Annotated in this window: 10 protein-coding genes; 1 reads left to right on the top strand and 9 read right to left on the bottom strand. The window is 33.6% G+C overall.

All coding sequences use genetic code 11. The features are described from left to right. Positions 1-136: 136 nt before the first annotated feature. A complete protein-coding gene (locus FHK87_RS14460) occupies positions 137-529 on the top strand; it encodes a GNAT family N-acetyltransferase (RefSeq protein ID WP_140594289.1) in 393 nt (130 codons plus the stop codon). Between the two features lie 46 nt (positions 530-575). On the opposite strand, the gene FHK87_RS14455 is transcribed toward FHK87_RS14460, so the two are convergent. The 9 genes from FHK87_RS14455 to FHK87_RS14415 form a co-directional block, all read right to left on the bottom strand. Continuing rightward, positions 576-2,219 carry an SLC13 family permease gene (locus tag FHK87_RS14455; RefSeq protein WP_140594287.1) on the bottom strand — a complete coding sequence of 548 codons (1,644 nt, stop codon included), beginning with the start codon at positions 2,217-2,219 and terminating at the stop codon, positions 576-578. A gap of 148 nt (positions 2,220-2,367) precedes the next feature. Next, positions 2,368-3,189: an OmpA family protein gene (locus FHK87_RS14450; protein WP_140594285.1), complete on the bottom strand. Its 822-nt coding sequence runs from the start codon at positions 3,187-3,189 to the stop codon at positions 2,368-2,370. 86 nt (positions 3,190-3,275) lie between these two features. Beyond that, positions 3,276-3,716, bottom strand: a complete 441-nt coding sequence (locus FHK87_RS14445; protein WP_140594282.1) for a hypothetical protein — start codon at positions 3,714-3,716, stop codon at positions 3,276-3,278. Positions 3,717-3,882: 166 nt separating this feature from the next. Beyond that, positions 3,883-4,803, bottom strand: a complete 921-nt coding sequence (locus FHK87_RS14440) for a DJ-1/PfpI family protein (protein ID WP_140594280.1) — start codon at positions 4,801-4,803, stop codon at positions 3,883-3,885. Then, positions 4,800-5,540 (bottom strand): PepSY domain-containing protein, encoded by a 741-nt coding sequence (locus FHK87_RS14435; RefSeq protein WP_140594278.1) that lies wholly within the window; start codon positions 5,538-5,540, stop codon positions 4,800-4,802. The genes FHK87_RS14440 and FHK87_RS14435 overlap by 4 nt, the downstream gene beginning before the upstream one ends. 18 nt (positions 5,541-5,558) lie before the next feature. After that, positions 5,559-7,976 (bottom strand): TonB-dependent receptor, encoded by a 2,418-nt coding sequence (locus FHK87_RS26545; protein WP_140594275.1) that lies wholly within the window; start codon positions 7,974-7,976, stop codon positions 5,559-5,561. Between the two features lie 18 nt (positions 7,977-7,994). After that, positions 7,995-9,254 carry a PepSY-associated TM helix domain-containing protein gene (locus tag FHK87_RS14425; RefSeq protein WP_140594273.1) on the bottom strand — a complete coding sequence of 420 codons (1,260 nt, stop codon included), beginning with the start codon at positions 9,252-9,254 and terminating at the stop codon, positions 7,995-7,997. A gap of 51 nt (positions 9,255-9,305) precedes the next feature. After that, positions 9,306-11,645, bottom strand: a complete 2,340-nt coding sequence (locus FHK87_RS14420) for a TonB-dependent receptor domain-containing protein (RefSeq protein WP_140594270.1) — start codon at positions 11,643-11,645, stop codon at positions 9,306-9,308. A gap of 160 nt (positions 11,646-11,805) precedes the next feature. Continuing rightward, entirely contained in the window at positions 11,806-12,828 is a 1,023-nt protein-coding gene (locus FHK87_RS14415) for a transporter (protein WP_140594268.1), read from the bottom strand. Positions 12,829-12,935 lie beyond the last annotated feature (107 nt).

Raw genomic sequence — 12,935 nt, 5'->3', positions numbered from 1 at the left:
CTCCTGTATGTAGTAATAGTAATTCTTTCATTTGTTGTATTTTTTTATAAAATTGTAGAATAAATTTATTCTTGTTAAGAGCTTACTTTTTGATGAGTCATTTATTTAACACTCATGAAAGTATAAATAGTATAAAATGAAATACACAATATCAACTACAACACTTCCCAATCCCTCTGCGCTACAATATTTGTTTTCTCAAACTACTTGGGCAAAAAATAGAAATGAAGATGATATAAAACAACTTCTGAGTCAAACAAAAGTATATGTTGTGATTAAAGATAAACAACAATTAATAGGATTTGGTAGAGCCATTTCTGATGGAATCTATAGAGCAATGTTAGATGATATTGTTGTAGATCAAGAATATCAAAAACAAGGCTTAGGAAAACTAATAGTAACAGAACTGTTGGATCAACTTAAGGATGTAGAAACTATTTTTCTAAACACCAAACCAGAATTAGAAGGTTTTTATAACAAGTATAATTTTACTATATCAAAAGCATTGACTATGAGTTTAAAGAAATAAAATTATGATCGTATATTTTTGAATTTTTAATCTTTGAAAAGTTGAGCTATTTGAACAATTCAGGAAAAGTATTGATATCAATTTGCCAAACCAATGGTAATATAAAATAGATAAAAATTGTAGCAAGTACAATAGAAATAATATTCATCCAAAACCCTGCTTTCATCATTTTAGGTATCGTTAATAGTCCGGAACCAAACACAACAGCATTAGGTGGTGTTGCCACAGGCAACATAAAAGCACATGAAGCAGCTACTGTACCAGCAATCATCAATAAATAAGGATGTATGTCAATAGAAAATGCCAATGCAGCTAATACCGGCATTAACATGGCTGCTGTAGCGACATTAGATGTGATCTCAGTCAAAAAGTTAACTACGGTAATGATAGCAAGTATTAGAAGTATGATAGGAAAAGCTTCAAATAGAGAGAGTTGACTCCCGATCCATTTTGCTAAGCCCGAAACTTTGAATCCCTCAGCCAATGCAAGCCCTCCACCAAATAATAGTAAAATCCCCCACGGAATCTTTTCTGCTGTTTTCCAGTCTATGATTCCTAATTTTCCCTTGTTTTTTGCTAAAGATGAAAATAAAATAGTAACTCCTATAATCGAAAGACTGACTATTGCTGTATGTATGAAATTGGGTACAGGTTTTTCTGAAAATACTAAAAAGAAGCTTACCGCCTTTAGTATTATTAGAAAAACAACAATACATGCTACCACTATTTTTGTTCCGGAGAAAAACGTAGTTTTCTGTTTCGTAGCAGGAATCAAAAATAAACTTAGTGCACCGGCAATAGCAATGATGGTATCATTGATACCCGGAATTATCTTTTTTAAAATAAGAGAACTACTCATCCAGCATAATGCAACAATAAGAAATACAATAAAAACAGATCTTTCTTGGTAAGATATTTTACCAAGTTGTTTTATTTGTTCTTGTATTGCTTTTTTTCCTCCGGGGATTCCTTCTACTGTTACCGGGAATACAATTTTAGTTAGATATAACCAACCAATAGCAAGCATAACGAGAGAAAAGGGGAGCCCAAGCATCATCCAATCTGTAAAAGAAATAGTCTCTTTGTATAATTCTTCTACGATACCCACAAAAATAACATTGGTAGGTGTTCCTATAATAGTTGCTATTCCTCCAATAGAGCATCCATACGCTATAGCCAGCATGAGTGATCGTCCCATTTTCTTTTTGATCTCTTCTTCGGTATTGATTTGAGATATAACAGCCAAACCGATCGGCATCATCATTACAGCAGTTGCAGTATTAGAAATCCACATGCTGAGAAAGGCTGTTGCAATCATAAAACCTAGAATGACTTTGTTCCAATTGCTACCTATTTGATGTATAATGGTGAGTGCAATACGTTTATGTAAGTTTGTTTTTTCTATTGCAACTGCCAGAATGAATCCACCGAGGAATAGAAAAATCATTTGATTGGCAAATGCTCCCGAGGTAGCTTTGATAGACATTACACCTGTAATAGGGAAGAGTACCAATGGCAATAATGCAGTAGCCGAAATAGGAATAGCTTCTGTAATCCACCAAAAAGCAATCCAGACTGCAATTGCTAAAGTCGAAGTACCTTCTTTTGACAATCCATCGGCATGAAAAAAAAACGAAATCAACAAAAATAGAATTGGCCCCATAACAAGCCCTATTGATTTTGCACGCATAATGATATATGATTAATAATTTATATATCGGTTTTACAAGTATTACAAAAGATGTGAAGTTAATAGAAATATTTGGATTTTTGTAATGATATAAAATAAGAAAGCCGATCAAACTGATCGGCTTTCTATGTTAGAATATTAGTATCTTTTAGCTTTTTGATGCATTCTTCATGTTTTCTTTTACCAACCCGTAGAATTCATCAAACTTTGGATTTACGATAATTCTTGTTGCAGTTTCAATACTTTCTGATCCATACTCACTTTTGCCAACTACTTCCATTTTTTTAGGATCAACCTTAAAATCTTTCTGAAGCATTCTTACCACAGCAGAAGCCTGTCTAGAACTTAAATCCCAGTTATCTTTAATGCTTTTGTCTTTAAAACTTAAAGCATTACTATTACCCTCGACTATGATTTTGGTTTCAGGTTTTTTGTTAACGGCTGCTGCAATTTTACCTAAAATACCTTTTGCTTTTGCATCGACAGTAGTGCTTTTATCACTTCCAAATAAAGTAGCATTAGCAATGCTCACGACTACCATACCATTTTGAACTCCAATTTTGGCATCATTACCCAAAGCTTGTTTAAAAATTGTTAAAGATGCTAATCTAAGAGAATCACTTTTACCGATAGCATCATTTATAGTTTTTAATTGTCTATCTTTTTCTTGAAGACTTTCTAGAGATTTTTCTAAATTTTGAGCTTTCTTTTTAGAAAGTTCTGTAAAGCTACCCATATTACTTAATAAAGAGGCATTAGTCTCTTTTAAGTCTTTTACTTGAGCTTCCATAGTCTCAACTCTAGTAATGGTCGCTCTTTCCTTTTTCTTGGCGTCGTTAAGCTCTCCTTTGGTTGTTTTTAATTCTTTTCTTAATTTATCAATTTCATCAAGAAGATCTTTCTTTTTCTGACTATGAACAGCAGTAATAGTCATCAATAACACAGAGGCAAATACAATTATTTTTTTCATTGGTTTATAATATGATTTGTTGCAGCTGCTAAAATAAAACTTTTTTGTCAATAACAAAGTAATCAATAGGATAGTGATACTGATTACTATTCAGTTTTTCCTAATATTTTTTTGGCTTCTGCAATGCTAGAATTGATCTGATTTTTGAGTTTATTTACCTTTACTTCCTCTTCCTTTAGAAGTTTCATTTGAGTAGCTAATTTTTCTGTATCTACCTTTGTTTCTTCTTCTTCATGAGGAAAAGTTTCACTAAAATCACTCATCCATGTCATCATAAAATCATAAGAATCTTTTAATTTTTGTTGTGCCTGTGCATATTCTTGTCCCTGAGCAGTTGTATCTATTTTGGGTTTTAATTCTTTGATCAAAGAACTGATTTCTCCCATTTTTGGCATGACTTCATCATGTACATCAATTACTTTTTGCATCAAAGCATCAAATTCTTGTTCTTCTTTAGAAAGTTGATTACATGATAAGGTTGCAATAGCTGCGAATACGAATATAAATGTTCTAAAAAGAGTTTTCATTTTTTTTGAGTTTTAAAATTGGATAAAGATATTATTTTTCTATATGTTGTTTAAGTTTTGCTTCTTTATAATATTTTGCTAATTGTTCCATTTTGTAAGCTTGAAGAATAATTAACAATACACAAATGGTAATGATTGATATAAAAATATAAGTTAACATACTTTTTTAATTTTTTGAGGAGTTATTTTTTTCTTCTTTAATGGTAGGTTCTAAGCTGAGGTCATACATCTTTTCTGTCATATATGTGATTACAGGATCTGTTTTATCAGGATGTCCTCCCTCAAAAGGAGGAGCAGGATCATATTCAAGATTTAATGCTGTAAAAGAGGCATAATTTCTACCCATAACATGATCGATCAAAGCAAGACTCATATCAATACCAGCAGATACTCCTGCACTGGTCCAGTATTTACCATCGTTGGTAAAACGTTTTTTTTGGAATATAGCTCCATATTGTGCTAGTTTTTCTTCGGCTTTGTACCAATTAGTAGTTGCTTTTTTACCTTCTAGTACTCCTGTAGCTCCCAGAATCCATGCTCCTGTGCATACACTCATAGTATATTTGCTGTTTTGATCAATTTTTTTGATCCAGTCTAATAATTCTTTGTCTTTTGTTGCTTTATACGTTTCTGTAACGCCTCCCGGTATTAAAAGAATATCTAATTGATCAATATCATGGATACTATAATCTACTTGAGTTTTTACATTATCACTACTGGTTATTATTCCTTTTTTTCTTCCGATCAACATTTTTTTTGTAGGCCACATATGGCTAAGAACAGACATTGGTCCCATTGCATCTAGCATATAATAACCGTCGTATATCAATATTCCTATTGTTTTAATAGTGTCTCTAGGCGGTTCATGCATTAACATCATAAGCTTATCATGAGACATGGTATCAAGCTCTTTGGTTGTGTAAGCAGTACCATTTGGTTTTGAAATATACCCTTGTTTCGTTACAGCTTTTTCCTCCTTTTCTGTAGTCGTTGGTTGTTTCTCTGTTGTGTTTTTTGTATTGGTATTCGTTTGTTTACAGGCTATAACGATTATGAATAACCCTATTATGCCAATTAATTTTTTCATGATTTTCGTCTTTTACGATTTAATGTTTTTGAAGTGAGTAGATACAGCATAAAACCTGATAAAATGGTAAAAATCCCAAATAAAGAGAAAGCTCTAAGTAGTGTATTGTTAAAATCATCTCTTTCTTTGTAATCCATTGTATGCAACATCCATAAAAAGTCAAATATGCGCCATTGATTATTTCTAAATGTTTGTACATTTCCGTAATCAGCAGATACATACACGGTTGTATTAGCAGGTTGATCAAAAGAAATGGCATATGCCGGGAGTGGCCTCCCTCTATATTCATGATGATTTCCTGTTGAGGTCAGATATTCTACCTTTAGAATTTTAGCGTCTACATTAAGCTTATTTGTTGCTACTTTGATCGCTTCATCTTTTTGTAATGGTCTTTTGATATTCCCATTACTCGCATCAATAAGCAAGGTTCTCTTTTTGTTATTGGATAAAAAATGTAAACGATAAATGGGTTGTTCCAAAATTTTGGTAACTTCTAACGTTAGTAAACTGTCATCTTTTTTAAGATGTTTATGCAGGAACGCTTTGGGAGAAATATAATCAATCGTTTGTGAAAGCGTAGGGGGCTGTTTTTTTAAGTGATCACCTCTTATTTCATCAATATTTGTCCAGCTAAAATATAATCCGCCAATGGTCCATAGTAAAAACTGAATCCCTAAAATTACTCCCAGATATCGATGCCATTTTCGAGTTAATCTTACTAATCTTCTCTTTTGCATAACGTAATTGATATTTTTTTAAAATTTGATACTAAAAGAAGTCCCATATGTCATAGGGATTCCGGTTCTCACATTGCGACCAAAACTGGTATCAGCATTACCATATGAGAGATATACTTCGTCTGCTAGATTTTGTCCCCAAAAGGCAACTGAATATTTTCCAAAATCAAAAGTAGCTTTGGCGTTGAGAAGGCTATAGTTCGGTTGTTCTAAAGTGTTTTGAATATCAGTATAATATTTTCCGATATTTCTAAACTCTCCTCTTAAAGTTGCATTTGTTTTTTTGTGAATCGGAATCGTATATTGAGCTCCTAAAAATAGGGTATGACTTGGGGTATTAGACAAGTCATTGCCACTAATATCTTCTCTGTTTTCTTCGATGATTACAGGATCAAAAGAAACGACACGGTCTCTATTGAGTATAAAATCTTTATATTCTGTATTTGTGAGTCCAAAACTAGCATCAATTTGAAGCCTTTTGATAGGAATAGCAGAAGCTTCAATTTCAATTCCCATTGATGTAGCATCACCAACATTTTCTCGGGCAAACGTTCCTAAAGCTATTTGATTAAAAAATTGAAGGTCGGTCCAATCTATATAAAATATGGCTGCTCCTATACGTAGTTTGTTTTCTAACGTATTGATTTTGTATCCTATCTCATAATTATTTGAGTATTCTGGATCAAAAGTTTCATTCACTCCTTCTGGTAATCGCTGAGCATTAATTCCCCCTGCTCTAAACCCACGATTATAACTGATATATAGATTTGAATGCTCAGTTGGAGCAAATGAAAGAGCAAGTTTTGGTGATAGCGCATCATATGTGCCGTCTAATGTGATAGGACCTTGATTCTCAGTTGTAATTCCATTGCTAAACAAACGATCACCAAATCCATTAAAAGTGCTTTCTCTTTTTTCATAATCATAACGTAGTCCAGCAGTTATCGTAAACTGATTGGTAATTTTGTAACTCATTTCTCCAAAAAACGCTATTCCATGATTATTTCCTTTATTGGTAAATATAGTGCTCGTATCAGGAGAAAGTCCAAATACTGTTGAAACCTCGTTTGTAGAAGGCTGTAATGCAATGTTAGTAGAGGGTTCATATGCTACTTGTGTAAAACCATACGCCCCAGCAGTATACTGCAAAGGTGAATCATTTGTAGAATTAACTCTAATCTCTTGACTCCAAACTTCTTGATTCGGAAGCTTTTCTCCAAAACTACTTTCTGTAAAAGAATGGTAAAAAGCCCCATCACTAAAATCTACATTTTCAAATGAAAGTCCAATGTTTTGATATGTCGAGATAGAAGTAAGTGCTAGAGTAGGAGCATTATATTTTACTACAAATGAAGTATTGATAATATTACGTTTATGACTAGCCAATCTACTTAGATAGATTTTGTCGGGCTGCTCGAATGCAATTTGATCATTAGGTTGCGATACAAAAAAACCTGAAGCATTTGACCAATCTCTTTGTGCTTTTATATTTAATGTTGCATTTAGTCGTTCTGTTGCAAGCCATTTTAAAAAAAGATTTCCATACAAGTTTCTTTCATCTCCAATGGTCTCTCCATCCAAAGAAGTATTTGGGACTAATGCCAGAGAAGCATCATTTCGCCAATATCCATCTCTATCTTGAAATATCCCCGAAAAGCCAAAAAATAATTTATTTTTTATGATTGGAGTTTTGAGCCCAACACTATGACGATTTAAATTTAAATTACCAAAACCCAATTCTGCATACCCAGAAGTTGTATTGGTTGGTTTTTTAGTAGTAATATTTACGACACCACCCATTGCGTTTCGTCCAAATAATGTTCCTTGTGGTCCGCGAAGCACTTCTATCCTTTCGATGTCGGTAAGTACAAAACCATTGGCAAGGATATCTAGATTGTTAACATCATCAATATATGTCGCTACTGCGGGATTTTCACTAAATACTTGTACTCCTCGTATGGATTGTACCTGTTGAAATCCAACACCAAGTTCTTGATATAGATAATTAGGGATAATGGCTGTAAGCCCTGATAAGTCCCAAGTTCTTGTAGCTTTTACTTTTTTTGAATCAATAGAAGTAACTGCTATAGCAGTATTGACTAATGTTTCTTCTCTTTTTTGAGCGGATACAATGACTTCATCTAGTTTTTCAGTGCTTTGTTGAAGTACGATGGTAATGGTATCTGTATCTGGTTTTATTATTTTTGTTGCATATCCTAAGGCAGAAACTTCAATAATTGTATTCTTGTTCGTCTTTTGCAGTGTAAACTTACCTTGCTGATCGGATGTTGTTATTACCGAAGAATTGAGTACTCTTATTGTAGCATATGCAATACTGTTTTCTTTTGAATCAATAATGTGTCCACTAATTTTAGTTTGTGTATATCCTAATATCGTGAACCAGAAAAGAACAATACATACAAAGTTATTCTTCATGTCTTTCTAAAGTTTTTGTTATACAGAAAAAGCAACTTTTCTTTTCTTTCTCATCTTTTTTATAAGTTCTATCAAAAGTAAAATCAATACACTGGCTCCAAATAATGGAAATACAACAGCTAGAATCCCTATAATGGTTACTATACCATATCCAATATTGAATGTATGAGGAACTTTAGGCACGCCCCATGATCCTTTACGCTTACGGATAAGAAAAGAGACTAATGCAGCCGTACTCATAATGGTTAATAATATTGCTATACATAACATCAAAATCCAATTCCACGTTCCGAATTCTCCTTGATGAAACGCCATCACCCACATTCTGCCTCGCATTAATATCCCTACATCTTGCCAATTATTTTTTAATAGCATCTTGCCTGTGTATTGATCAAAATGAATTTTTTGCTGAGTGTCTAAGTCTGAAGGGTTTGTATTTGATACACTGAATACTCCTTTTGGCCCTTTTGGAAAATGAATTTTGACACTACCTGGTAATTGCAATGCTTTTGCTTTTGCAACCATTTGATCTAGCGATATGGGTTTGGTATCCGAGTTTGATTGTAATCCTATACCTTGCCATGTATTTGGAAATCCTGTATTGGTAATTTTTTGAACCGTTTTAAAATTTGATCCAAATACATCTGTCCAAGGAAAACCTCCTGCCAAAACCAAAATCAACATACCAGAAATCCAAAACCCTGTGATGGCATGTATATCTCTATAAAAAGTTCTTTTTCCTTCTTTTATTCTAGGAATAAAGAAACCTTTTAGATTCCAACCACGAGAAGGCCACCATACATAAAGTCCGGTTAGAATCAAGACAACCATCCAACTTGCAATGAGCTCGACAATTTTTGTTCCAAATGTCCCCATTAACAGTTCACCATGTAGTTTTCTAATCTTATACATGTCTGTATTGCGAGTAACGATTTCTCCGGATACTTTTCCGGTATAAGGATCAATATATACACTACTTTTACCACTAAAACGACCAGAAACAAACTCCGTGGCTTGATTTTTTCGGTCAGAAATAATCATGGCATTAGGTTTTTTTATAGCAGCTTTATTAGCAATTTCCCATTGTTGCTGTAATGGTATTGTATTTTCTTGAATTGTAACTTCTTTTATTGCCTTTTGTGTTGACGCTTCATAGTCTGTTTTAAAAAGGTAAATACCTCCTGTAATCGACAATAGTAAAATAAATGGTAAGGAAATAAGCCCGGCAATAAAATGCCATTTCCATAACCATTTATTTAGTTTTTCATTTTTTTTCATCTGCTAAAAATTAAAGCTCACAGGCCAAAAAAGACCTGCGAGTCTTGATGATTAAAAATTATATCTCACTCCAAGATGAAAAGCTCTTGGATTACCGATCGTAAAACTGTTCTGATTTCTGAATCTATTATATGAAGCTCTTGCTGCATATAGCTCATCAAAAATGTTAAGAGCATGTCCCCAAACTTCAAAACCTTTGTAGCGAATCGTAGCTCTAAGATTGAATATATTATGGCCATCGTATGTTTCTGTGCCAAATGTGCCATCTTCATTTTCTACTTGTCCCTCAAAACTAGTATTGTACTCTCCGACAAGTTCATGTTCTGCTGTTATGCTAAAACCAAAATCATTATTTAAATCTTTTCTATACGTAATTAGAGAAGTTCCTAATAGGCTAGGGGCAGTTTCTCTATCAGTATCAGAAAAATCAACACCGCGATCAAAGAATTCTACATATCTGTGCTTGGCATAACTTCCGTTGTGTGTGATAGATAATTCTTTTATAGGAAACCATGTGATACCATATTCTATACCATACGATCTTGTTTTTCCAGCGTTGGTATTAAAGAAGTTATCATCATCATCTCTCAATGTGATCAATGTATTATTGCCTTCTAATAGATATATGGCGCCATCTAGCTTTAGTTTTGAAGCTAGATTAAAATATCCTCCGATTTCGTAATTATTATATCTACTCGGTTTTATACCTCTTAATTCATTTCTATTTCGGTAGAGAGTAGAAACCTGTGGAGGTGTAAATCCTTGAGAATAATTTGCGTATACACCGGATGTAGGATTGAAATTATAATTTACACCCAGTTTTGGTGTGAGGTTATTAAAGTTATCTACAGAATCATCTACACCAACAACTCCATCAGAGAGATTGTTATAGTCATATTCAAAACCATCGTATCGTAATGCAGCAGTAACTTTTAAAGCATTTATAGGAGAGATTTCATATTGAAAAAATCCTGCGTAGTTGAATATATCTGCATTATAATTTAAGATAAAATCTCCTGCATTGATACTAAAGTCAATATTTCTACTGGTTTCTGGATCTACTGTAACATTAGTAGTCTCAGCAACATATTCTTGAGGAGAATAATCTGCAGTACTTCCAATAATCAAGGAAGAATTGGCAAAATCAAAGTTTATTTTGTGTTGAATTAAACCAACAAAGCTTTTGAATTGATTAGAATTGACCTCGCCAGAACCAAACCCTGTTAGTTGTCTATCATCTCCTCTAAATTGTCGTATTCTGTAAGAGGGGTTTTGATCCATTCGATTATCGCGAAAGATGACATTGAATGATGTTTTGTTACGATCATTCCAAAATTTGTCTAATGTTGTTCTCGCTCTAAAAGCTATGGCTTCTCGTTCTGTAAAGGTCTGATCACTCTCATAATTACTACTGTTGTAATCTTCTTCTGTTAGAGAACCCGTCATATCAGATCTGTAATCTACAATATCAAATACTGTCGTCCATCGAGTTGAAGGATTGATGTCATATACCGTTTTAAAAGTTATAGCAACTTTTTCATAGTCGCTATGTTGTACTGGACCATCTTCTCTTTGTACATATTGTGAACCTATATAAAACCCAAATTTGTCACTGGTTTTGTCTGATACCTCAAACTCATATCGGGTTAATCCTATATCATTAACCTGAAAACCAAGACTACCACTTAGTTCTTCAGTAGGATTTTTTGTGATAAAGTTAAAACTTCCTCCAATGGCTTCACTACCATATATACTTGATGCAGGTCCTTTTAAGACTTCAACTCTACCAAAAGAAAGATCATTCATTTCTAGTAGAGTGTTGTGATTAAAAACAGAAGTAGGCCTAATTTGTAATCCATCTTCTAGATATAGAAATAATGCTCTTGTAGAAATAGGAGAACGTACAGCCATAAAATGTTGCTCGTTACTTGCAGCTCTTGATGTCGACATAAAGACACCCGGTACCTGATTCACTAATTGATCAATTCCAAAAGCTTTTGTTTCAGCAATATTTTGAGCTCCTATAGTAGCTATAGAACCTGGAACTTCAGACCGTTTTTGAATTTCTCTACTGGCAGAAGTAACTAATACTTCATCTAGTGTTACATTATCGGTAGTTAATCGAATTGTATTAAACGAACTTGTTAAGTTTATGATTCTGGTAGTATACCCAAGAAAACTTACTGTTACTTCTTTGGTGTCTTGCAATTCTATCTTAAAGACACCATCAATATCACTCATTACTCCATTTGAAGGAGTATTACTATCAAGAATAGTTGCTCCCGGTAAAGGGTTATTTGAGTTGTCTGTTATTTTTCCTTCGTACAATTGTTGTGCATAATTTTGTACTCCTAAGCACAAGAGTATCACTGAGACTATTATATGTTTCATTATTATGTTTTGGTATAAAAGCTGTGAATTTTTTACATTTTCTAGGATGTATGTACTCGATGAGATGGATTGTTGGTGATCATACTATATTCAAATAGCACATATATCTGATGTGTATTTTATACTACACAGCCAATAGGTGTTCTTTATTTTTGTTTTTTTATAATGCGTATTGCAACCCTATTGTTAATGTTTCTTTATTTCTAAGCTGCACGCCATTCATATTCTGAAATAATGGTAGCGCTGCTTCAAAACCGAGTCTCACATTCTTGAAGCTTCCTTTAAAAGCATAAAGATTAAAACCAAGACCTGCGTTTGCATATGTCATTCCCGAATTAGCCGTATCTGCGGTGATGACCATCATTGGACTTAAAACAGGATTTGCACCTTCTATTTTATCAATAGCACCAACTTCTATACGACCTGAAAAACTAAGCCAATCTGAAGCTTTTATTGCTAACCAGTTGTTAAGGCTATATCTATTACCCATTCGATAATCATTATCGTTTTCACCAAGACGTAATGTAGTTCTCGCTTGAGTTCCAAAGGAAAGAACATTCCATTGTTTTAAATATGTTAGAGCAAGTTCTGCATCCCAGGTACCGCTTCCGATTTGCATTGGATAAGGTAGTATTACTTCATTAGGAGCAGAAGCAGGTGTTACATCTTCTTCATCAATACTACCAGTAGGAATTGAAAGTCCAACCTGAGCATGTAATTGTTGCTTATTTTTATTGAAGAATTTATACATAGCTGCTAGTTTTGTATCTCCAAAACCAGAAGATTCTGTCGTAAAAGTTCCTCCCATTGCAGTAATATGATCCATCTCGCTGGATAAGTAATTTACCATTGCCATCAGCGTAATTTTATCACTAGGTGCATACATCATACCTAGCATGTGCATCTGCATCGGCATTTTGGTTGGAGTGACCATATATACATCATTAGGGCGAAGGGCGTTTGAAAAAGGCACATTGTCACTACCACGGTTCAAATCTTCCATGTTCATATACATGTATCGATATGAAAACATAATTTCGCCTTTGCCATGTGTATGATCGCCCATTACTGATATAGGAGCATGCCCATCAGGACGTGATCCCGACCATTTATTTTCTGTATTTTCTTGAGCGGATATAAGTGATGTTGCTCCAAAAAAAAGAGCATAAATATATTTTTTCATTTATTAATATGGTATTGTTAGGTAAATTCTGAAAGGAATTGATATTCTTATAGAAGATATTTGATCTCTTTTATAATCAAATATATATATCTTAAAGAGATAGCAGG

Source organism: Aquimarina algicola, from assembly GCF_006443095.1.
Lineage (GTDB): Bacteria > Bacteroidota > Bacteroidia > Flavobacteriales > Flavobacteriaceae > Aquimarina > Aquimarina algicola.
This window is presented reverse-complemented; position numbering and strand designations above follow the sequence as displayed.